Source organism: Nostoc sp. (assembly GCF_036917655.1).
GTDB lineage: Bacteria > Cyanobacteriota > Cyanobacteriia > Cyanobacteriales > Nostocaceae > Nostoc.
In genome coordinates, this window is record NZ_JBALCY010000001.1 from 63,978 (window position 1) to 85,907 (window position 21,930).

The 21,930-nt window shown below is 43.5% G+C and carries 26 protein-coding genes and 1 pseudogene; 19 read left to right on the top strand and 8 right to left on the bottom strand.

The annotated features are described in order from the left end of the window. The first annotated feature begins 218 nt into the window (after positions 1 to 218). From V7K30_RS00320 to V7K30_RS00340, 5 genes are all read left to right on the top strand, one after another. Positions 219 to 917, top strand: coding sequence for a HupE/UreJ family protein (locus V7K30_RS00320; RefSeq protein ID WP_334996015.1), 699 nt, complete (start codon positions 219 to 221; stop codon positions 915 to 917). A 188-nt stretch (positions 918 to 1,105) separates the two neighbouring features. Continuing rightward, positions 1,106 to 1,669: a hypothetical protein gene (locus V7K30_RS00325; protein ID WP_334996017.1), complete on the top strand. Its 564-nt coding sequence runs from the start codon at positions 1,106 to 1,108 to the stop codon at positions 1,667 to 1,669. A gap of 75 nt (positions 1,670 to 1,744) precedes the next feature. Continuing rightward, entirely contained in the window at positions 1,745 to 2,131 is a 387-nt protein-coding gene (locus V7K30_RS00330) for a DUF2358 domain-containing protein (protein WP_334996019.1), read from the top strand. A 65-nt stretch (positions 2,132 to 2,196) separates the two neighbouring features. After that, on the top strand, positions 2,197 to 2,334 hold the full coding sequence (locus V7K30_RS00335) for a hypothetical protein (RefSeq protein WP_334996021.1): 138 nt from the start codon (positions 2,197 to 2,199) through the stop codon (positions 2,332 to 2,334). Between the two features lie 490 nt (positions 2,335 to 2,824). Next, the gene (locus tag V7K30_RS00340) at positions 2,825 to 3,577 is read left to right on the top strand and encodes a hypothetical protein (protein ID WP_334996024.1); all 753 of its coding nucleotides are present in this window, start codon (positions 2,825 to 2,827) and stop codon (positions 3,575 to 3,577) included. 11 nt (positions 3,578 to 3,588) lie between these two features. Here the strand turns inward: V7K30_RS00340 and V7K30_RS00345 are convergent, their stop codons facing one another. The 4 genes from V7K30_RS00345 to V7K30_RS00360 all read right to left on the bottom strand — a co-directional run bounded on the left by V7K30_RS00345 (position 3,589) and on the right by V7K30_RS00360 (position 5,764). Continuing rightward, positions 3,589 to 3,741: a hypothetical protein gene (locus V7K30_RS00345; protein ID WP_334996026.1), complete on the bottom strand. Its 153-nt coding sequence runs from the start codon at positions 3,739 to 3,741 to the stop codon at positions 3,589 to 3,591. A 23-nt stretch (positions 3,742 to 3,764) separates the two neighbouring features. Then, positions 3,765 to 5,039: a ribulose bisphosphate carboxylase small subunit gene (locus V7K30_RS00350; RefSeq protein ID WP_334996141.1), complete on the bottom strand. Its 1,275-nt coding sequence runs from the start codon at positions 5,037 to 5,039 to the stop codon at positions 3,765 to 3,767. Between the two features lie 91 nt (positions 5,040 to 5,130). Then, a complete protein-coding gene (locus V7K30_RS00355) occupies positions 5,131 to 5,478 on the bottom strand; it encodes a type II toxin-antitoxin system VapC family toxin (RefSeq protein ID WP_334996028.1) in 348 nt (115 codons plus the stop codon). Positions 5,479 to 5,605: 127 nt separating this feature from the next. Then, positions 5,606 to 5,764 (bottom strand): hypothetical protein, encoded by a 159-nt coding sequence (locus tag V7K30_RS00360; protein WP_334996030.1) that lies wholly within the window; start codon positions 5,762 to 5,764, stop codon positions 5,606 to 5,608. A gap of 615 nt (positions 5,765 to 6,379) precedes the next feature. On the opposite strand from V7K30_RS00360, the pseudogene V7K30_RS00365 reads away from it, so the two are divergent. The 5 genes and pseudogenes from V7K30_RS00365 to V7K30_RS00385 form a co-directional block, all read left to right on the top strand. Beyond that, positions 6,380 to 6,589: pseudogene (locus V7K30_RS00365) on the top strand (aldo/keto reductase); the annotation flags it as partial. A 154-nt stretch (positions 6,590 to 6,743) separates the two neighbouring features. Beyond that, positions 6,744 to 7,331 (top strand): TMEM175 family protein, encoded by a 588-nt coding sequence (locus V7K30_RS00370; RefSeq protein WP_334996032.1) that lies wholly within the window; start codon positions 6,744 to 6,746, stop codon positions 7,329 to 7,331. A gap of 31 nt (positions 7,332 to 7,362) precedes the next feature. Then, the gene (locus V7K30_RS00375; protein WP_334861084.1) at positions 7,363 to 7,737 is read left to right on the top strand and encodes a cyclophilin-like fold protein; all 375 of its coding nucleotides are present in this window, start codon (positions 7,363 to 7,365) and stop codon (positions 7,735 to 7,737) included. Positions 7,738 to 7,806: 69 nt separating this feature from the next. Beyond that, positions 7,807 to 8,202 (top strand): putative quinol monooxygenase, encoded by a 396-nt coding sequence (locus V7K30_RS00380; protein WP_334996034.1) that lies wholly within the window; start codon positions 7,807 to 7,809, stop codon positions 8,200 to 8,202. A gap of 278 nt (positions 8,203 to 8,480) precedes the next feature. Then, entirely contained in the window at positions 8,481 to 9,389 is a 909-nt protein-coding gene (locus V7K30_RS00385; protein ID WP_334996036.1) for a carboxymuconolactone decarboxylase family protein, read from the top strand. 20 nt (positions 9,390 to 9,409) lie between these two features. On the opposite strand, the gene V7K30_RS00390 is transcribed toward V7K30_RS00385, so the two are convergent. Further along, positions 9,410 to 9,535, bottom strand: a complete 126-nt coding sequence (locus V7K30_RS00390; protein ID WP_334996147.1) for a hypothetical protein — start codon at positions 9,533 to 9,535, stop codon at positions 9,410 to 9,412. Between V7K30_RS00390 and V7K30_RS00395 the strand changes: the two genes are divergently transcribed. The 3 genes from V7K30_RS00395 to V7K30_RS00405 all read left to right on the top strand — a co-directional run bounded on the left by V7K30_RS00395 (position 9,510) and on the right by V7K30_RS00405 (position 12,176). Beyond that, positions 9,510 to 10,700, top strand: coding sequence for an arabinose transporter (locus tag V7K30_RS00395; protein ID WP_334996143.1), 1,191 nt, complete (start codon positions 9,510 to 9,512; stop codon positions 10,698 to 10,700). The two genes, V7K30_RS00390 and V7K30_RS00395, sit on opposite strands and share 26 nt — an antisense overlap. A 660-nt stretch (positions 10,701 to 11,360) precedes the next feature. Continuing rightward, positions 11,361 to 11,576, top strand: coding sequence for a TonB-dependent receptor (locus tag V7K30_RS00400; RefSeq protein WP_334996038.1), 216 nt, complete (start codon positions 11,361 to 11,363; stop codon positions 11,574 to 11,576). Positions 11,577 to 12,029: 453 nt separating this feature from the next. Then, positions 12,030 to 12,176, top strand: a complete 147-nt coding sequence (locus tag V7K30_RS00405) for a hypothetical protein (protein ID WP_334996040.1) — start codon at positions 12,030 to 12,032, stop codon at positions 12,174 to 12,176. 149 nt (positions 12,177 to 12,325) lie between these two features. On the opposite strand, the gene V7K30_RS00410 is transcribed toward V7K30_RS00405, so the two are convergent. From V7K30_RS00410 to V7K30_RS00420, 3 genes are all read right to left on the bottom strand, one after another. Further along, complete coding sequence (locus V7K30_RS00410; protein WP_334864191.1) at positions 12,326 to 12,664, bottom strand: ribulose bisphosphate carboxylase small subunit; 339 nt, start codon at positions 12,662 to 12,664, stop codon at positions 12,326 to 12,328. Positions 12,665 to 12,710: 46 nt separating this feature from the next. Further along, positions 12,711 to 13,118 (bottom strand): RuBisCO chaperone RbcX, encoded by a 408-nt coding sequence (gene rcbX / locus V7K30_RS00415; RefSeq protein ID WP_334996042.1) that lies wholly within the window; start codon positions 13,116 to 13,118, stop codon positions 12,711 to 12,713. Between the two features lie 101 nt (positions 13,119 to 13,219). Then, positions 13,220 to 14,650, bottom strand: a complete 1,431-nt coding sequence (locus tag V7K30_RS00420) for a form I ribulose bisphosphate carboxylase large subunit (RefSeq protein WP_334996044.1) — start codon at positions 14,648 to 14,650, stop codon at positions 13,220 to 13,222. Between the two features lie 864 nt (positions 14,651 to 15,514). On the opposite strand from V7K30_RS00420, the gene V7K30_RS00425 reads away from it, so the two are divergent. From V7K30_RS00425 to V7K30_RS00450, 6 genes are all read left to right on the top strand, one after another. Next, positions 15,515 to 16,621 carry a ligand-binding sensor domain-containing protein gene (locus tag V7K30_RS00425; RefSeq protein ID WP_334996046.1) on the top strand — a complete coding sequence of 369 codons (1,107 nt, stop codon included), beginning with the start codon at positions 15,515 to 15,517 and terminating at the stop codon, positions 16,619 to 16,621. Positions 16,622 to 16,741: 120 nt separating this feature from the next. Further along, on the top strand, positions 16,742 to 17,512 hold the full coding sequence (panB, locus tag V7K30_RS00430) for a 3-methyl-2-oxobutanoate hydroxymethyltransferase (RefSeq protein WP_334996048.1): 771 nt from the start codon (positions 16,742 to 16,744) through the stop codon (positions 17,510 to 17,512). 143 nt (positions 17,513 to 17,655) lie between these two features. Continuing rightward, positions 17,656 to 18,483, top strand: coding sequence for an Rpn family recombination-promoting nuclease/putative transposase (locus V7K30_RS00435; RefSeq protein WP_334996050.1), 828 nt, complete (start codon positions 17,656 to 17,658; stop codon positions 18,481 to 18,483). 262 nt (positions 18,484 to 18,745) lie between these two features. Further along, positions 18,746 to 19,504 carry a Uma2 family endonuclease gene (locus V7K30_RS00440; RefSeq protein ID WP_334996052.1) on the top strand — a complete coding sequence of 253 codons (759 nt, stop codon included), beginning with the start codon at positions 18,746 to 18,748 and terminating at the stop codon, positions 19,502 to 19,504. Between the two features lie 33 nt (positions 19,505 to 19,537). Beyond that, positions 19,538 to 20,857, top strand: coding sequence for an FADH(2)-oxidizing methylenetetrahydrofolate--tRNA-(uracil(54)-C(5))-methyltransferase TrmFO (gene trmFO / locus V7K30_RS00445; protein WP_334996054.1), 1,320 nt, complete (start codon positions 19,538 to 19,540; stop codon positions 20,855 to 20,857). A 530-nt stretch (positions 20,858 to 21,387) separates the two neighbouring features. Beyond that, the gene (locus V7K30_RS00450; RefSeq protein ID WP_292746359.1) at positions 21,388 to 21,789 is read left to right on the top strand and encodes a fasciclin domain-containing protein; all 402 of its coding nucleotides are present in this window, start codon (positions 21,388 to 21,390) and stop codon (positions 21,787 to 21,789) included. Positions 21,790 to 21,930 lie beyond the last annotated feature (141 nt).

Below are 21,930 nucleotides of genomic sequence, written 5' to 3' on the forward strand. Positions count from 1 at the left end.
AAATGCCTAATCGGGTTTGTGCTTAATGACATCCAACCCGAATGGATTGTCATTACCCTGAAATTTAGCGATCGCAGCCCGTTATCAGAAGACTTTTGGAATAACCGTGATTTTACATAACTTGATGAAGCTAGTGTAATCTGGCGTTATTACCACGTTAGTTTTTTTGGGTATGTGGGTAGTATAAATTACCGAAAAAACTAATTTGGCATATGGTAATGTTCAAAACTAAATTATCAGAATCCCGTGCTTGGGGAGAATTTTACACCTTGAAGTTAATGCATCGGCATATTGGGGCGATCGCAGCTCTAATTTTAATTAGCTTACTGAGTTCATTGAGCGGAACACCAGCCGATCATGTCATCTCTAACTGCTGGGAAGGCTTTCTCTGGGGACTGGCAGATCCAGTAATTGGCTTGGATTGTTTAGTTGGTATTGTTGCTATTGGCTTACTCTCATCTGTGTTTGTTCGTGGCGCTGCGATAACTGGATGTTTTGTCTTAGCAGCAATCTTGGGGATTATAATTCATTTATTCCAGCTAAATTTCCCAGGCACAGAAATAGCGTTCGCTGAAAGCGTTGGCGCAGCCATCGCCATTTCTACCATCGTTTTTGGTACTATGCTGATGATGCCAAATCAACCAAACTTTATGGTACTTGCTCTGGTGGGCGTCAGTGCTGGTTTATTTCAGGGTTACGCTGATGCCGAATCTATTATTGGGGTAGGAATGATGCCACTAGTTGCCTATATACTAGGCATGAGCTTAACTCTGTTTGCGGTTGTCATGACTGCTAGAGAAATTGGTAGTGCGATGGGTATGGGAGAAATAAACCGAATTTTACCCGGAAAAATTAGCATTGCTGGCTTCGCTTTCTGTGCGATCGGCATTGTATTTTTGAGCAATTCGATAATTTAAATAAAATATTTCAATTCGGTGGAATACATTCATTTGTGGGGGCGCACAGCTAAGTGTACGCCCCCACTGCGTATTCAGGGGAACTGAAACTTTATCTCAGGAAGTTGTCCGACAAGCAGCACAGCCTTTTAGTGAATAAGTTGATGCACCTCTGCGCTAATCTAGAGGCTATATCTAAATAAAGGCTTATGACACCTGAAGAAATTGCGGGTACGCTAACAGCATTATTTGATACAGCAGCTATTAGTGCTATCGCTCCTGGATCGTGGCAAGTAGACACTTCTACTTTTCGGCTGTTGGTGCTGCTTTCCGAAGATAATACTTGGCTGCGAGTTTTACTGCCTATTGTGCCCATCCAAGAAGCCCAACCATTTTTAGAACAGTTCCTAGAAGCTAACTTTGATGACACTCAGGAAGTCCGTTACGCTTTGTATGAAGGGGTAGTTTGGGGAGTATTTCAACATAACATTGGCACTTTAGTAAGTGCAGATTTGTCCAATGCAATCAACCGACTTGTATCTCTCTATCAGGCTGGATTAGATAATGTCTTTAATCGACTAATTGAAAGCCGCATCCGCCAAATTATTCAGACAGCAAAACAGCAAGGACAATCTCTGCAAGCTACTATGCAAAGCTTAGAACGCTTTTACGCAGAAGGATTAATGGGCGAAATAAATCAAACCCCAGAGGCGCGAGAAGAAGTTCTAACTGCTTGGCGGCGTCAATTAGAACGTTTATGGAATGAAGGTTAGTTTCAATTTTTAATCGAGATTTATATCCGCGCCCCGTTTACATATTAAACCAATTTACAGATATATCTATTTATTATGGATATCATTGAAATCCTCAAAGAAGACTATCAAAGATTCCCAGTGAATCAAACTTACAGCATTTACGCTCCAGACGTTTATTTTCAAGATCCGCTAAATAAATTTCGTGGTGTTAAACGTTACAAAGCAATGATTAGTTTTATCCAAACTTGGTTTTTAGATCCCAAGATGGACTTACATAATATTCAACGTTTGGGAGACACAATAAAAACTGAGTGGACACTTAGTTGGAATACTCCTCTCCCCTGGAAGCCACGGATCTCTATTCCTGGTTGGAGTGAATTAGGTATTAACTCTGATGGTTTGATTGTCTCCCATATCGATTATTGGAATTGTTCACGCTTAGACGTAGTGAAGCAGCATTTATTTGCTGCAAAAATCTAAACAATTAAGGTTTGCTCTAATTTCCTATTTACAACTTTTTTCATCTATTTGAACCACAATTTTCTGTGCAGTTACGCACTATGCTTGATGCTTATAACATCGCTTTAGCTATGATTGACTCTTCTAAAATTAAAATTGATGAAATAGAAAAAACCTTGAGCAATCTTACAGATAAAATGGTGAGAGGCGTTGCTTTTAAGTAGGGCAAAAACAGCAGTGAATATGAGATAGCGGGTGGGATTCGTGATAGTGAATGTGTCCGCAAAAGCAGGTTAAGCCGTCTGAAAGCTGGTGCAGGAAAAGTATCAGATGAGAATGCTAAAACTATCTAATACAACACGGCAAGAAACAGAATGCAGAGGCAAAGAAAGCTTCTAGCAAGGAATGTGGAGAATGAGCAAACGCTACTTGTTCATTAAAATTATTTGTTGTTGACTACTGCGATACCTTTGGTGGGCTTTGCTTACGCAATTTATTCTATTCACTTATCTTCTTTAATAAAGAACCATCATATACAGTTAGTATCATGCAATGCCATGCATATTATATTATGCACTTTGTAGTCTGCTAAATTTTTAATTAGCTTAAAAATGCTGTCATTTGGTAGTTTCAGCCTTTTTACTTGTTTAAACTCTGATTAGAGTTTATAGTAATACGGTGTTTTCCCTTACGTGTTCTCGGCAGGTTTCTACCATGATTTATTCTCCCAAATTGCAAAAATATTTGGCAAATTTCTCTTTGTCTGTGGTGTTAATAGCTGATTTAGTAATCACACAAAAAGCTTCTCCAGTTTTTGCCCAAACCGTAAATTCATCTATCGGCAATGCTGTAACATTCAGTTGCGATGATAGTGAAGGGACAATCAAAGCTAAAAATGGCCCCAAAGTAACTAATGGAAATACCTCCATTTACATTGGTTATCAACAAGTCTCATCTAATAACAAAAACCCTGTGACAGTCCGTTTCACTAGTGGGATAAAAACATGGTGTCGTAGTGATTACGAAACAACAAATGACGATGGTACAGGTTATGGATTGTTTTGGGATGGGGGCAATGTTTTATATGGCGTTTACTCCTCCACTGGTAGTCAGACTGGTAATGATTTTCGCCGCTTTGCAACTGGGCGTTGGTTATCTAGCTATGGTAGCGGAGGCGGCCCAAAAGTCGCAGTTATAGCCCAGATAAATCCAGCCAATGGCGAGGTTTCCTATGCCACATTTTTATCTGCCAAAAAGGCGGATAATGGACAAACTAACTCTTTAGTTGTCCAAAACCTATCATGGAATGGCACAAATTTGACTGTGCAAGCAAAGTCATGGTGGACTCCCCGTCGCGCTAATACAAATTCCATGACTTGCTCTGGTTCATCACCTTATCAATACACAGCAGTATTCACTGGCGATTTAACTACAGTTAACTCGGCTTCAGCAATTACTTGTAGTTAAAGGGTTAGGATTCAGCTATCAAATTGAGTCAGCATATTTTTTCCAGTTGTTTGAGAATTGACAAAAGCGATCGCTCTTGGTATTTGTAGTGCGTAGATGCATACTCCTACGGAGAAGCAAGCTACGCATAGCGTCTGGTAGAGAAGCGGCTTGTCGGTAGACATCGCTCTTTCTCATTTATCTACCCCTAATTTTTCCCATTCGGACGCTGAATAATCGTCTCCAAAACCCGCCGCTTGGCCTTTGGATCGATACCTACCAAGCGCACGTACTCACCGCTATATTCTGCCAGAGTTGATTCCAAATTCGAGATTGCATCAGACTCTGCATCGATGTGGCTATGAACACAACTTTGCCAAGAACCTGTGCGAAAACGGCGTTCGTCTACGTGTTCAATACTAATTGTGTAACCTTGAGACAATAATTGCCGAATCTGTTCTTGTGTCTCTAGAGTCAAATGTGGACTCGATACTTCCTGTTTCTGGAATTTATTAGTTTTTGCTTCTTGGGTTGCGCCATTGCTTAACGGCTGACTAATTGGTGTTACAGCCGCAGGTGGTGCAGATTGAGAATTTCTACCTCGATTTAGTCGATTGTAATCATCAACCAAATGGGAATTTTCCACCCGTTTTTGTTCACCAACGAGGAAGTTACCAGACTCCATTAAGTGAGACAGGCTGAAATTTGGCTTTTTAAATTCTGGTGGCCCTTCAACGCTGTTAACCACACTCAAAGATACCTGCTCAAAACCTACTTGATGGATGTAGTTGCGAATTTGTTCGTCATAAATGCGCGATCGCAAAGCGCTAAAAAAGTCAATTGACTGATTGACAAAAGTATCAACTAGCTGCTCAACTTCTCGCTGTGACAGTCCATCCGGTTCAAAAATCCCCTTGACAATTCCCACCTTGTCGTCTCGGTTTGGTTCCCAGTAGAATTTCTCCATCCGTCCATCCCGAATTAACGGTGCATAGAGAGTGGAAAAATCATTACCTGTGACAATAATCGGCACACGATGTAAAGGCGTAGAATCATAGCTTCCAGGCAGCTGCACATCTGTGGGATTATCAGCAATATTCATCAGTGTGGCATTCACCAACTGCGTATTTACAGTATATTGAGTGCCTTCATCAAAGCGTCCAGCACCTGCATCTAAATCGTTAATCATCAGTACACACATTTTGCCGCGTACTTTGATTAGTTCCGCTGTTTCCCGATAGCGCAGCCGAATCAACCGCGCTGGATCTCCTGCATCTGGACTTTCCAATTCGCCGCCAGATACGTGAGTCACTTCGATACCCATTTTCTCGAAGACTAATTGACATTGAAATGTTTTGCCTTCTCCTTTGCGTCCGTGAATACCTAAAATCACGGGAACTCGCACGCCAGGAAGCTTTAGAAAGTTTTTGGTGATGTGGACAGCCAGTTTGTCCAGAAAGCGGGGAGCGATGTAATAACCCATAAAATTATCTTTGCCTAGCACTGCTTAAAGTAATGTTAAGTTTTTTTGGTGATGACTGTTTATTTATTTTTTGGTATAAAAGGAGCGCTACTTACCATAAACGCTCAATTGGATATGCATCAAAGATTTTATCAGCACTCAGTATAGGCAGATTTTTAACTACCGACTGTGCAATTAAAATTCGGTCGAATGGGTCACGGTGATGTAAAGGTAGTGTAACAACAACAGTAATATGGCCTATTGCAATTGGCAGTAATTCAATACCATTCCTAATTATTTGCTGTTCAATAAACTCGTCAAAAGCCAAACCAAAGTTGACTTTACCAATGCTATGGTTGATTGCCATTTCCCAAACACTAGCAATACTCAGTAGATTTTCATTATTTTTAATTTGCGATCGCTTTGCGCCATCGCATACTAACGCTGATTTTTGGATCACCCATCACAAACCAAATAAAAATATGAGTGTCCAGTAGCTGCCTCATTACATACAGCAGATTGCAAGTTGATGAGGTAAAGATAATCGTAGGGGCACAACATGTTGTGCCCCTACCTGTGTACTTCATTTACCTGAAATACGCTGTATATTCTTTAAAATCTTCTAGTGGTTGAGCAAAGTCATCAGATATTGTCACAAGTCCCTTGGCACTAGCATACTTAGGACGGCGTTTAAATGACGACACAGCAGTTAACTTCACCAAAGGTTGATTATCCTTGATGATCATAATTTCCTCACCACTGAGTGCTGCTTTAATCTAAGTCAGGTAAGTTTTGAGATGCTTCAGTTAGAGTAATTTGCTGCATAATTACTACCTTCAGTAATTACACGTTTTGGCTCTAACGTGTAATGCTGCACAACGGAGCGTTGTTAATTGGCGCTATAGTCAGCCGATTCTATCAAATCGGCGGAAAACATATAAATAAAATTAATCATTCGAGTTATTCGCGTAAATGACACGCGAATAACTCTTTTTTTGTCCAAAGTCCAAGCTGTGACTAATTACCCAAAAAGTAAAAACTTTGGCAGTGAATCTATTCCTTCTTTTCGGGAAAACTAAGTTTGTAGCCAAATTACTAACAGTATGACTAACACATTAGAGAGTGCAAAATTTCTCTACTGCTGGAATTGTGGCATGAAAACCCAGCATTACAAAGATTTAAAATATAACTGGGGCTATATGTTGCGGCTCGCAAACATATATAGAATCTATCGCGACTTAAATTGAAACAGGTGTAAGTTTGCAGGATTGTACAACGATCTTAGACGATCGTTCTATTGCTTGCTCTCTAGAATTCATAAAATGAAGCTAAAGCAATAAAAAAAGAGAGCGACCTCTGCTCAGATCGCGATCGCGTGGCTACTGGCAAAGAAGCCGTGGATCGTTCCGATTCCCGGCACAACGAAGCTGCATCGCCTTGAAGAAAACCTCGGCGCGGTGGACATTGAACTTACGCCAGACGATCTTTGCGCCATCGAAAGTGCCTCCTCAAACATCAAGGTAGAAGGCGCTCGGTATTCGGAATTTCATGAACAGCTAACTGGCCGGTGAACGGCACGCGCAAAACATTTTGAAGATACGTCTAAGAACGAAGCGTGTTTGGGAGTCGGGGTTATGCCAAACTACTGCTGCGGCAAGCCCGTGGACTGGATGGAACAGGTCAGCGATGAACAATATGAGGGGAAATCCAAATAACTCATTACTAATGTCAAAGGATAGAGTTGAAAGTTTCAGCGACGGGGTTTTTGCGATCGTAATGACCCTGCTTGTTCTAGAACTGCACGTTCCAGAGATTGCCGACCATTCCAGCTTTGGTCAGTATGCCGCCGCAATGGCACCGCTGATTCCGAAATTTGTCAGTTTCGTGCTGTCTTTTGTGATGGTTTCTATTTATTGGGTGAATCATCATTATTTTTTCCGCCATTTACGCAGTGTGCCACTCGGACTGGTCTGGTTGAACAACCTTTTCTTGTTATCGATTTGTTTTCTTCCATTTCCAACTGCTTTTGTTGGCGATCATCCAACCGATCAATTTCCGATTCTTTTCTATGGTGTAAATTCGCTTATCAGTACATTGGCTATATATGGATTAAGAGGCTACGCAAGCTATAGAGGGCTTTTCACCGTTGATCGTGAATTCGCAAAAGTTCTGGGGCCAAGAAACAGTATTCCTGCGATCGTCATCTACCTGCTATCAATTTTCTTAGTATTTGTGAATGTCTATCTGTCCTTAGGCTGTTTTCTTCTCGTTCCAGTGCTTTATTTTGTACCAAATATAATTCGGTTCCAATGAAAAGACGAACTTCAAAAAACAACAATTCGTTATGAAGATAAGCATAAAAGTTGAAGACAAAACCGTTACAGCCACCTTGAACGACAGCAAAACCACTCAGGATTTTATTTCTCTGCTGCCATTAACGCTGACAATGAACGATTTGTTTAAAAGAGAAAAGTTCGCCCACCTGCCGAGAGCGATTTCGGACGAGGGACAGCGAACGCAAAATTATGAAGTCGGGGAGATAGTTTACTGGTCTCCCGGCCCCGATGTGGCGATCTTTTATCGCCACGACGACCAGGAAATCCCCAAACCCGGAATCATTGTCATAGGCAAGATCGATTCTGGCCTAGAAGCTTTCAATGTGCCAGGCTCTTTAAAAGCGACGGTTGAGCTTGATAAAACATCTATCGCGCCAAAATGATGGGACGTTTCACTGCCGGAAGCGATCGCAGATGCATGGGCTTCTTCAACAACCTACCAGGAGGTCAACATGAAAGCTAGACGATTTCCAATCCTTGGCGCATCGGTGCTGACGTTATGTCTGTTGTGCGCGTGCGGGCGTGCCCCTGCCGAACAGACCCAAGGACGCATGGTACGACTCTCGGAAATTGAGATTGATCCAGCTCAGTTAGAAAATTATAAAGTTGAGCTTAGGGAGGAAATCGAGGCTTCCATTCGCCTGGAGCCGGGGGTGCTGACCTTATACGCCGTCTCTCTAAAGGATAGCCCCACCAGCATAAGAATTCTTGAGACGTATGCTGATGTGGATGCGTACAAAGCGCACATCAAATCGCCTCATTTCAAAAAATACAAGACCAATACCCAGGAAATGGTTAAGTCCCTCAAACTTGTCGAGACCGATCCCGTTTCGCTCGGCGCGAAGTGAATTCGAGCTGAAGAGGTCAAAGAGTGAAAAACAAAATACGGAGGAAAAAACCATGAAAATCAAACTCTTCACCGCTTCGGTAGTGAACGCGACAAATATTGGAGATCACGCCAGACGGCGCTGACGATCCTTGTCACCGAATTTTAGATTTTAAATTTTGGATAATGGAAAAGAAGATTCAAAATCCAAAATTTAAAAAGGTTTGAAACCCCCGAATTTATTCGTGGAATAAATCCAAAATCTAAAATCCAAAATTTTTAATTGAAGCCCCTGCATTAATGAGCCACTGCGGTGGACGGGTTTCCCGGCATAAAGCAAGTGGCGTGCATGGGGTCAATCTAAAATCCAAAATCCAAAATCCAAAATTGATTGACCTTATGCGCCCGTTGCATCCTCTCAAAGGCGTGAAACCTAAAAGAACCGTTTGCCACGACTCGGTAGCAGTGGCAAATAAGGAGGCAGTTTTGATGAAAAAGCTCATCGTGTTATTGGCATTAGTGTCTGTAATAATATTTAACCTTTCATGCATGTCGGATGCACAAACAATGAACAACGATCAAACTTTAAACGCACCACAACAAAGCATCGTCACCATCGCCGCCTTTACCGCCAACGGCGATATGGAAGATTTGTCTGCTGCCCTAAATCAAGGGCTTGATGCTGGCTTGACGGTAAATGAGATCAAGGAGGTTTTGGTTCAACTGTATGCTTATGCGGGATTCCCGCGCAGTATAAACGCCCTCAACACCTTCATGAGCGTTCTCAAAGCAAGGGAGGCAAAGGGAATCAAGGACGCAGCGGGCAGGGAAGCAAGCCCACTTTCTACCGATAAAAGTCGTCTCGAACTTGGAACAGAAATTCAGACGCGCCTAGCAGGAAGTCCGGTTGCTGGAGAAATCTATACTTTTGCTCCCGCCATCGATCAGTTTTTGAAAAGTCACCTGTTCGCAGACATTTTCGGGCGCGACAACCTGGACTTTCAAAGTAGGGAGATTGCGACCATTGCAGCTCTTTCGAGCATGAAAGGTGTCAACTCCCAACTGCAAGCACATTTTAGAATCGGCATGAATACTGGACTGACCAAGGCACAGATGAACAGTCTCGTATCCGTTCTCAAGTCCAAAGTCGGCAAGCCTGAAGCCGATAATGCTGCTGAAGTATTGAATAAGGTTTTAAGCAATAAATAGGTCTCAATAAAGGCTCCAAGCTATACCCCAGCCCTTAACGTGCCCAGTTCTATGTTCAATAAAGCTTCTCGGACATCTACGACTCCTCCCACCGTGGCAGTACTGCTACCGATTATCGGAGTGGTCTTCATTGCATACCTCGTCATTGGTCTGGCGCTGCCGGTACTCCCACTTCACGTCCACCAAGGACTAGGACTCAGCACCTTCGTAGTCGGTCTTGTTGCTGGTAGCCAATTTATGGCATCGCTGCTTTCGCGGATGTGGGCAGGCTACTACGCCGACAGCCGGGGAGCCAAACGCGCCGTTGTTGCTGGACTACTGATTGCAGTCGCATCCGGGCTGTTCTACCTGCTATCGCTTCGCTTCGTTGGCAAGCCTGAAACTTCGGTCACAATTCTACTGATGGGTCGGGCGCTGCTCGGTGTGGCGGAGAGCTTCATCATCACAGGAGCGCTGAGTTGGGGACTTGTGCTCTTGGGTTCGCAGAACACAGGCAAAGTCATGGCATGGGTTGGAACGGCCCTCTATGCCGCGTTTGCGGTCGGCGCTCCGGTTGGCACTACCCTATACGCCCAATACGGTTTTGTGGCGATCGCGATTACCACCACCGTAATCCCGCTCGTCACCCTGCTGCTCGTCGCGCCGTGCCAAGCTGTTCCATCGATGCCCCAGACCCGCCCTGCATTCACCAGAGTAATGAGTGCTGTTTGGGTGCCGGGTCTCGGTTTGGCGCTCAGTGGCGTTGGCTTCGGCGCGATCGCAACGTTCATTGTGCTGCTGTTTGCACAACATGGGTGGGGACAAGCCTGGCTCGCCTTTTCCCTTCTAAGCATCGCCTTCATCGTCGGGCGCGTTGCCTTCGGTCACTTGCCGGACAAGATTGGTGGTGCTAAGGTCGCGTTGGTCTGCATCCTAATCGAAGCGATCGGTCAAGCGCTGATCTGGCTCGCGCCTGGGGCTACATTGGCGTTGTTTGGGGCGACCCTCACTGGTCTTGGCTACTCGCTCGTTTACCCTGCTTTAGGCGTAGAAGCACTGCGTCGTGCCCCGGCGTCAAGTCGTGGACTTGCGATGGGAGCCTACACCGCTTTTCTCGACCTGTCGCTGGGACTTGCCAGCCCTGCATTAGGATTGGTCGCGAGCGGGGGCAGCTTGAGCGCGGTGTTCCTCGTCAGCACGCTGGTTGTATTGAGCGCTGGAGTTGTCGTCGTGCGGATGCTAAAGCCACCAACGATTACCCGACGACATCATCGGACAACGGGACTTCCAGGACGGAGGACATCAAGCAATCGCTTTAAATCAGGTCTCTAGAATAATTTAGGAAGAAAAGCAAATGCAGAAAAGAAAACTTGGAAACAGCAATTTAGAAGTTTCAGCGATCGGGCTGGGCTGCATGAGAATAGGGCTTGAGTAGCAGGCGAACCGAAAACCGGGATAAGCTTGAAAGTCCTATTATATAAGGATTATATCCAGAACGAAGGTCATTGACGCTCTGCTTATCATCAAGTCACTACTCAACGAGAAAATGAGGATTTCAGCTTCTAAATATGCTTGTTTTACTCATGTAATATCTCTGAAATCGGTTTTCTGCGCGAATGCTACTCATACCCCTATTTTGACTCTGCTGATCGCATTATTAAACTCGATTATGGCAAGGTCGAATACGATAAACTGATGTGGAGAGACTCAAAGCCTTGAGACGTTTGCTACACGTTAGGGCTAATACGTGGAATCAGAGCCTCAAAGTCTTCTCAATTCATTGATGTCCCCGATCGCCCGCCCACCTAAAATTCCTCCAAGAGCGCTGTACTATCTTGACCCAAGCCCAGCCACAGCCTGAAATTTCCTCTAAGAAAAAGGGTAAGGGACAGGGGAAGTGGAAGCGATGCCTTCTCTACGAGACGCTGCGCGAACGCTATCGGTGTCGCATCCAAATTATAGGCAGACAACTATATATATAGATAGTTATAGGTGGGCGATCGCCAGGGAGATTTGGCAAACTCCTTTGAGTTACCAAGTTATCTGCGTACCGATGCTGCCATCTTTTATAAGCAAGGGAGATTGCGGACAGCCCTGAATTTCAAGAATTTGTTAGACATTGAATATTTTGAAAATGCTGACAGCAGTGCAAGGGTTAATCCCGGCGAACCTTTCACAGTGGTGGGAACAGTAGGGTTTGAATTTTGATTTTAAGTAATTTAGGAGCATTCACCATGAACTCAAGACGACTTTGAAACTAATTCCTGTTGTTACCGAGTTTATTATGCAGTGCGATCGCTAAAAAGAGAAAAATCTCAAACAGTAGACGATGCAAATAATTGATCGGTTAGGTAAGAATTAGGGATTTATTTGCGATCGCGGCGGATTGATTACAAATTATAGCCCCAAAGGCAAAGTTTCTTGAGCGCTAATTTTCTGTGTAAATATCGGCATTAATTTGTATTGACGGTGGTGTAAGGAGTATGAAAGTGAACAAAAATGATTAGCTAAACTTCCTGAGATTGGCAGGAGTACTAGCACTATACTGGATGATGCAGCTAGACAAAGTGCGATCGCTCCGACGACCTTGCCAACACCTACGAGATTCCTAGCTATGTTCGCTTCGATAGTTCAATTTTCTACCGACGGGAGAACTGGCGAGTGCAACTGAACTTCCGTAATTTGTTCAACACAGAATATTATCTTGGCTCACCAAACAGCGATCGCTTAGGTGTGATTCCTGGCGCACCTTTTAGTATTGTGGGAACACTTTCTGTACAGTTTTTATCAGCATTAATACTCTCTTAAAAAAAGCAGAAGCACTCAGAGAATAACTCCGCGCCCCTTTGCGTAAACCTCTGCGTCCCTCTGCCTTTCAAAACAAATCTAGTAAATAGGAGAGGCAGATAATTCTACCTCTCCTATTGCATAAACCAATTACTTAAAGCTTGCTAACTTTAGTATTTGTTGGGTTTGTTGGGTTTGTGAACAAGAAAGCTGAGAATTTGGCACTGCTTGATGTTGTCAAAACCCACAACACGGATATAGCTGGTGTTGAATTGAGAACGGCATCCTTGAACTTCGCTCAATACTTCTTGAGTGGATTTAGCACCGAACAAAGGCAGCTTCCACATTGTCCAATATAATTCTGTTGGCTCAGAAGTTTCGTTAAACTCGATCGCTGGAATGTAACCTTGATTCAAAATGTACTGGATCTGCTTGGCAATTTGAGCATCAGTCAGAGGGGGCAGATAAGAAAGGGTTTCGTAACGACGCTCTTTTGGTAAAGTTTGCATAGCTTTTGATAATGGGTTGCGATTTTTTACTACTAGGTTGACCGAATTAATTGGATAAGTTATCCAAATTCGGATCTGAAGTTGCTTGCTGTTCTGGTTGCAGACTGGGGTTAGATGTGTCTATTCGTGTGATGCGTTCTAAATGCTGGCGACGCTGTTCCATGTTGGCTTGCTGAATGCCAGTGTGAACCATTTCCGGTAAAAATTCGATGATTTCTTCCGCAATGTGTTCCCTAACAGTCATGATTCGCAAAGCCAAATCTGGTTTTTCTCGCAACAGTTGCTCAATGTATGATTCACCATCCTGAATTTTGCCAGACGAAAAGTTATGCAGCCAAAGTTCTAATGGAGGATTTGTTTCGCCTAGCTGTGCCAGTACTGTCCTTAGAGCCTGATAAGTCAGGTAGCTTTGGAGAGTCTTGGCTGTGTCCTTCGCAATTTGCTTAAGATTCATGCTTGACCCCAGCCGTCAACAGTTATGAGTTATGAGTTATGAGTTATGAGTTATGAATTAATGTAACTCTTAACTCCTAACTTCTAACTCCTAACTTTCGATCAGACGGTATCCATTGCTTCAAACTCGAACTTGATTTCTTTCCACAGTTCGCAAGCAACAGCCAGTTCAGGAGACCACTTGGCAGCTTCACGGATGATATCGTTACCTTCACGAGCCAAGTTGCGACCTTCGTTACGAGCTTGAATAACGGCTTCTAAGGCGACGCGGTTAGCGGTAGCACCAGGAGCGTTACCCCAAGGATGTCCCAGAGTACCACCACCGAATTGTAGTACGGAGTCATCACCAAAGATTTCTACCAGCGCGGGCATGTGCCATACGTGGATACCACCAGAAGCAACTGCAAATACTCCAGGTAGAGAAGCCCAGTCTTGGGTAAAGTAGATACCACGAGACTTGTCTTGTTCGATGTAGTTTTCACGCAACAGGTCAACGAAGCCCATTGTAATACCGCGTTCACCTTCCAACTTACCAACTACGGTGCCGGTGTGGATGTGGTCACCACCAGACAACCGGAGGGCTTTAGCTAATACACGGAAGTGGATACCGTGGTTCTTTTGACGGTCGATTACAGCGTGCATAGCGCGGTGAATGTGCAGCAAGATACCATTGTCGCGGCACCAACGAGCCAATGTGGTGTTAGCGGTGAAACCTGCGGTGAGGTAATCGTGCATGATGATGGGCTGTTTGAGTTCTTTAGCGTACTCAGCCCGTTGCAACATTTGTTCACAGGTGGGAGCGGTGACGTTGAGGTAGTGACCTTTGATTTCACCGGTTTCTGCTTGAGCTTTGCTGATAGCTTCAGAAACGAACAAGAAGCGATCGCGCCATCTTTGGAATGGTGCGGAGTTGATGTTTTCGTCGTCTTTGGTGAAGTCCAAACCACCGCGCAAGCACTCGTATACAGCGCGTCCGTAGTTCTTCGCGGAAAGACCCAATTTGGGCTTAATTGTACAACCCAGCAAAGGACGACCGTATTTGTTTAATTTGTCGCGCTCAACTTGGATACCGTGGGGAGGCCCTTGGAAGGTCTTGATGTAAGCTACTGGAAAGCGGATGTCTTCTAGACGCAGTGCCCGCAGAGCTTTGAAACCGAATACGTTACCTACAATTGAGGTCAACACGTTGGTTACAGAGCCTTCTTCAAACAAGTCCAGGGGATAGGCAACGTAACAGATGTACTGGTTATCTTCGCCGGGAACTGGTTCAATATCATAGCAACGACCTTTGTAGCGATCGAGGTCGGTGAGCAAGTCTGTCCACACAGTTGTCCAAGTACCTGTGGAAGACTCAGCCGCTACAGCCGCGCCTGCTTCTTCGGGAGGAACACCAGGCTGGGGTGTCATACGGAACGCAGCTAGAAGATCGGTATCTTTTGGTGTGTAATCGGGTGTGTAATAAGTTAGTCTGTAATCTTGAACCCCGGCTTTATACCCAGATTTGCTCTGAGTCTTCGTTTGAGCGTAAGACATATTTTATCCTTCCCTGAAATCACTCTTTTTAATTATCAAATCACGTTTTGTGCAACTTTCCCTCACCCCCGGTCTTTCCCCCCTTCAACGAGGGGAAGATCAGGAAAAATTTTTGTTAGGGGTTGCCTTTAGCAGAGGTTAGCAGTTTTTTTGCTGCGGACACTTTGGTAGCGGTGGTAACCCTCCTCACCAGTGTTCTCACTTTCTAGGGGTAGCACGACCTAGCGCTTCTACTGTTCCTTCTTCCTACGAATCAAAATTCTTTTTTACCTCTTCTTCGCACCCGACTAAACCTTCTCAATTTCACCAAAACTTCCGCGTTTTGCGGGCAGTATTTAGATAACGCCCTTACAAATCAGGGTATTCAGCGGATTGGGCTGGCTGGCACACATTCCCGCCTCCATACTCCTTGTATCTTCCCCGCTGATGGAAAAGATACCACAAAAGAATCTACTTGACACAGATTTAGTAGAGTGATCAACTAAAGATAAAAAATTGCACACCACGTAATTTGTAACTTGTTTCACAATATATCAAGAATTCGATAAGTTATTCTTTGAAAGTTTTTAACTTAACTATATGAATTTGTTATTACATATCAAAGATTTAAACATTTTGTTACAAATGATTTACAAACTGTCATAAATAACTGTAGGGAAGCTTTTGGGGAGTGGGGAGTTTGGAGTTAGGAGTTTGGAGTGAGGAGTTTGGAGTGAGGAGTTATAAGAATTCTTTCCCCAATGCCCAATGCCCCATGCCCAATGCCCAATGCCCATTGAATTTGAGAAAAATTGCCTATGACGTTTAAAAAATCCCAGCTACGGGAACACTGGAGTTAACCCAAAGCCAGTTTAGGTAAAGGCTATGGGTAATGTCTCCAAAGGAAATATCACCGTGGTATTGTTTTACAAGCGTACTAGTTTATTGATTACTTCTATTTTGCTGGGGTTGATAGGTCTGCCAAGTATGGGATGGGCACAAAAAACCCCTGACATTAATTCATCTGATGTAACCCCTGCTTACCCACCTTCCCCACCGCCACCGCGAGTAGAACCCTTACCCGATGAGCGGGGAGTGCAAGAACATTCGCCAGAAACTGATTATCGTGTTGGTAACTTACTGGGAGATGTTACGGGCAATCTTTGGGTAGGTTCTTGGCGGGGACTATCACGAATTGATCCTAAAACCGGCAAGATTATTTCTAGGGTTAGCTTACCAAATGTTACCATTGGTGCTTTAGCTCAAGACAAAGTAGGACGCTTATGGGTGGGAAGTTATGAGGGACTAATTCGAGTAGACCCCCGCACTAACGAAATCACCGCGCAGAATTTATTTTTGCCTTCTAAACGGGTGTTGTCGCTGTTACTTGACAAGCGGGGTTATTTGTGGACTGGAACCGATAGTGGTTTAGCCCTAATTAGTCCCGACCAAGGCTTAATTATGACAACATTAAAAAATCTGCCTGGTGTCAGCGCTAATACCCTGACTTTAGATGCTGAAGGTCAACTGTGGGTTGGTACCCTTGATGGATTGGTGCGGGTAAATACTGCTAGTGCAGCGATTATGAAGCGGATTGCCGATTTACCAGGGACGACTGTACAAGCTCTAGCTATTAGTCCAGAAGGATTAATTTGGGCGGGAATGCCAAATAATTTGCTAGTTATTAACCCAAAAACTGGTGTAGTGTTGCGGTCTGTGACTCGTCTGCGTGGGCGTAACGTTACAGTGATACGTTTTGCTAAAGATGGTAGTGTCTGGGTCGGGACTAATAATGGTTTGTTACGATTAAATCCAAATACAGGAGCTGTGTTAGATGCAGAAGTTGCTGGACTTCCTTCTAGTCGGGTTCTTGCACTTGCACCTGACATCGGCAATAAATTATGGATTGGTACTAGTGAAGGTCTAGCTTGGTTAATGCCCAAAACGAACAGTGCAAAACCCCATATTGCTTTCAGTCGCGCTGTTAAGTAGGGATTAGGGACTGGGGACTAGGGACTGGGGACTCGGAAAATTGATTCCTGATCCCCAATACTTAATAACCGATACCTAATCCCCAATCCAAAATCCAAAATCTAAAATCTAAAATTGGCAATGGCAATCACTACCCAGCAATTAATTCAATGGAAACAACAGGGACGTTCAATTGTAGCATTGACCGCCTGGGATTATGCGATCGCTCAACTCCTCGATGCAGCTGGTGTAGACTTAATCCTTGTGGGTGACTCTATGGCAGTAGTTCTAGGGTATGAAACAACACTGCCGATAACTTTGGATGAGATGATATACCACGCTAAATCCGTGCGTCGAGGAGTTAAACGCGCATTAGTGGTTGTAGATTTACCATTTTTGACGTATCAAGAAAGTCTCCAGCAAGCGATGCACTCAGCTGGACGGGTACTGAAGGAAACAGGCGCTCAAGCGGTAAAATTGGAAGGTGGCTATCCAGCGATCGCGGAAACCATAGCTCGTTTGGTAGAAGCTGGAATTCCGGTAATGGGTCATGTAGGTTTGACACCGCAATCAGTACATCAACTGGGTTTGCGACAACAAGGAAAGAGCCAGGAAACGGGAGAAAGAATTTTAAATGAAGCGATCGCTCTCGAACAAGCTGGTGTATTTTCTCTAGTGTTAGAGCATATCCCCGCAGATTTAGCAATGCAGATTACACAAAAACTGAGCATTCCGACAATTGGTATCGGTGCCGGATCTCACTGCGATGGACAGGTTTTAGTTACCTCAGATGTCATCGGACTTACCGAAAAGCATCCACCATTTGCCAAGGTTTACACGAACTTGCGGGAGACGATTACCAAAGCTGTACAAGATTATGCTGTAGAAGTGAGAGAAGGGAAATTTCCATAACAGTTTCCCGAAGCATGGATTTTATTATCAAAAAATACAAGAAGCTGCCGAATAGCTAGTTTTCCTTATGAGATAATTTATGCAATCAGAGAGCGGCACATTATAAAATTGCTCCCGTTCAAAACTGTGCTACAACATCCAGAGTGAAAACTGACAGCATATTTTATCGCCTATTTCAAGAATTCCCCAGTATCTTCTTTGAACTGATTGGTAATCCTCCCGAAACTGCAAATACCTATCAATTCTCTTCAGTTGAAATCAAACAAACTGCCTTTAGGATAGATGGTGTATTTCTTCCAACTCAAGACGAAGAAAATCCGATTTATTTTGTCGAAGTTCAATTTCAGCCAGACTCAGATATTTATTTGCGTCTAGTTTCGGAAGTATTTCTCTATTTGCGGCAAAAGAAATCTAAAAATTCTTGGCGAGGAGTGGTGATTTATCCTACTAGGAGTATTGATACAGGAGATACAAAAGATTGTCATGAGTTTTTTCCTAATCAACGTGTGACGCGAATTTATTTGGATGAATTACGAGAAACAGCATCACTTCCCATAGGGATTGCTACTATAAAATTAGTAATTGAAAATGAAGATACAACCATTACCACCGCCAGAGAACTAATCAACCGTACCAAACAAGCGGTGAATTTGCAACTGCCACAAAAACAATTACTAGAATTAATAGAGACAATCCTGGTTTATAAATTTCCTAACATAAGTCGAGAGGAGATAGAGGCAATGTTTGGATTAAGTGAGTTAAAGCAAACGCGAGTTTATCAAGAAGCTAAACAAGAAGGTAAACAAGAAGGCAAACAAGAAGGTAAACAAGAAGGTCGTTTTGAGGCAAAATTAGAAGCTGTACCTAAACTGCTAGCACTGGGTTTAAGTGTCGAACAGATAGCACAGGCGTTAGATTTGGATGTTGTACAAGTCCAGCAAGCAGTACAGAAAACGCCTCTAAATGAATAAGTTCAGACAAGCGATGTCTGGCGACAAGCCGCTTTGCGTTTACGCATCTTAGATTAAGGCGATCGCTATCTCAACTAGAAATATCAACTAAAAACCAATACGCTTGGGTTAAGGATAATTGTAGGTTGGGTTGAACGTAGTGAAACCCAACAAAGTACCGAAAATGTTGGGTTTCGTCCCTCAACCCAACCTACGCTGGTTTTGGTTTTTGACTTTAACCCAACCCTATTGAACTAAAAACCCCATACTTGGAGGTGCAGCAATGGTACAACAAGTCACATCAGAAACCACCATCGAAGTCATCTACCCGGAAAGCGACGGACAGCCAATGGCGGATAATACAGAACAATTTGCATGGATTGTCAAAATTAAAGAAAATTTAGAAATCTTATTCGCATCGCCAGCTGATGTATTTATCGCCGGAGATTTGTTTTGGTATCCAGTTAAAGGAAACCCTAATATTAAACAAGCGCCCGATACGATGGTAGTCTTTGGCAGACCAAAAGGAAAACGGAGTTCCTATTTACAGTGGAATGAAGATAATATACCCCCACAGGTAGTATTTGAAATTCTCTCGCCAGGTAACACCCTCAAAGAAATGACCAAAAAATTGCAGTTTTACCAGCGTTACGGTGTGGAAGAATATTATATTTATGATCCGGCTAAGAACGATTTAAATGGCTTGCTCAGTTCTGGGGATAGTTTTGAAGTAATCGAAGAGATGAATGGCTGGGTAAGTCCGCGTTTGGGAATCCGTTTTACACTGACACCGGATACCCTGGAAATTCTTTCTCCCACCGGACAAAAGTTTTTAAGCCCCTTAGAAATTGATCAGTTACGGGAACAAGAACGCCAACGTGCAGAACGGGAACGCCAAGCAAAGGAAGCAGCTTTACAAGAATTAGAAGCGGCTTCACAAGAAAAGGAAGCGGCTTTACAAGAATTAGAAAAAGAGCGCGATCGCTATCAAGAATTGTTAGCTAAACTCAAAGAAAAGGGAATTGACACAGATAATTTGTAATTGCTGCTTATATAGGGAATTAAAAATTGAACTATGGAACAACAACCGATACAAGTAATTGGAGGTGGGCTAGCTGGGACAGAAGCAGCTTGGCAAATAGCCCAAGCTGGAGTGCCAGTAATTCTGCATGAAATGCGTCCAAAGCGATTTAGTCCTGCTCATCATACAGAACATTTGGCAGAATTAGTATGTAGTAATTCCTTTGGGGCAATGGCAAGCGATCGCGCGACGGGATTATTGCACGAAGAGTTACGTCAACTGGGTTCGATCGTCATTTCTAAAGCTGATGAACACGCCGTACCTGCTGGTGGGGCGCTAGCCGTCGATAGAGGACAATTTGGCCAAGACTTGACTCAAACTTTAGCCAGCCATCCTTTAATTGAATTTCGCCGGGGTGAAGTGTCTGCGATTGGTGAAGGAATTGTAGTTTTGGCGACTGGGCCTTTAACCAGTCCCGACTTAGCCGAAGATATCCGCCGCTTTACCGGGATGGAATACCTCAGCTTTTTTGATGCTGCTAGTCCGATTATTGTGGGAGAATCGATTAACCGTGACGTTGCTTTTATGGCATCACGTTATGACAAAGGTGAAGCCGCTTATCTCAACTGCCCAATGAATAAAGAGCAGTACTTGCAGTTTCGAGAAGAACTTTGTAAAGCTGAACAAACAGAACTCAAAGGTTTTGAACGGGAAACGGCGAAATTTTTTGAAGCTTGTTTACCCATAGAAGAACTAGCACAGAGGGGGGAAGATACCATGCGTTACGGCCCCCTAAAGCCAGTGGGATTGTCAGATACTCGCACCGGAGAACGTTCTTATGCTGTAGTGCAGTTGCGCCAAGAAGATAAAGCCGGTCAACTGTGGAATATGGTAGGATTTCAAACTAACCTGCGTTGGGGTGAGCAAAAGCGCATATTTCAACTTATTCCCAGTTTGGAAAAGGCAGAGTTTGTAAGGCTGGGAGTGATGCACCGCAACACTTTTATTAATGCTCCTCAACTAATGCATCCGACTTTGCAATTTAAAGAGCGTCCGACATTGTTAGCAGCTGGACAGTTGATCGGTACTGAAGGCTATACTGCTGCGGCTGCGGGTGGCTGCTTGGCGGGAATTAATGCAGCGCGGTTAGCTTTGGGTAAAGAACCTTTGGTTTTACCACCAACAACAATGATGGGGGCGTTATTGGAATTTATTAGTTCCGCTTCACCAAAGCATTTCCAACCAATGCCGCCTAACTTTGGGATTTTTCCCGAATTGGGCGGTGCGAAAATCAAAAGTAAACAAGAGCGTTACGGACGTTACCGCGATCGCTCTTTAACTGATCTAGCAAACTGGAAAGCTAATCATAATTAACGGGCATTGGCCAAACAGGGCAATTCAATTTTGGATTTTGGATTTTAAATTTTGGATTAAATTTCAATCTAAAATCCAAAATCTAAAATCTAAAATTCTTGTTCCCTCACTCCCTATCTATACCTTCAACACCCAGGCTTCACGATTTTCAAGGCTAACAAAAGCCATTTTCATGCTGCGGCGGTAAGGCTTCATCTTGGATAATCGAGCATTGTTTGAATGAAGCGATCGCTGATAATGTGCCTATAATCTAAGTGGTATATATCCCCTGACCCCACTTTATTAGAATATAGAAAGCACAACCCACCGATAAGAGTTACATTACTACAGTTACCAGAATGGCATACATGCGATCGAACATTTGTTCTACACAGGAATTTTCCTAGAAACATTATCAGGTGATGTCTGACGGGAAGTATGCGTCTACGTGTAGTTTATTCAACGCTTCATTTTAAATTTATTTTATTTAATAAAAATTAAAATAGGTTTATTATCCTTTAAAATCTTTTGCAGAGATTTAGGTAAGATATATGGCTGATATTGTTGATATTGCTGTTACGGCTGAGTCTTTCAAAACACTGGTGGCGGCTGTACAAGCTGCTGGTTTAGTAGAAACATTAAAAAGTCCTGGCCCGTTCACAGTCTTTGCACCAAATGACGATGCTTTTGCCAAGTTACCAGAGGGAACTATCCAAACTCTATTACAGAATATTCCCCAGCTAACGCGGATTTTAAAGTATCATGTCGTTCCCGGAAAGCTCCTACAGGCTGATTTGGCACAACTTGGTACGGTTAATTCTGTGGAAGGTTCACCCATTAAAATTGATTCTTCAGATGGTTTTGAAGTTAAAAATGCCACAGTTTTAGCAGCAGATATCGAAGCTGATAATGGTGTAGTACACGTTATCGATACGGTGATTTTACCGGGTTAATTCAGCTAGGGTGGGTGTTTTCCACCCTACTTATCCAAAATCTTTATAATTAACTAACTATTGGTAGTATCAAAACGTAACTCAATAGTTTAATTTATGTTATATTAGCAATGTGATTACTCACTCATATGTTAATGTATA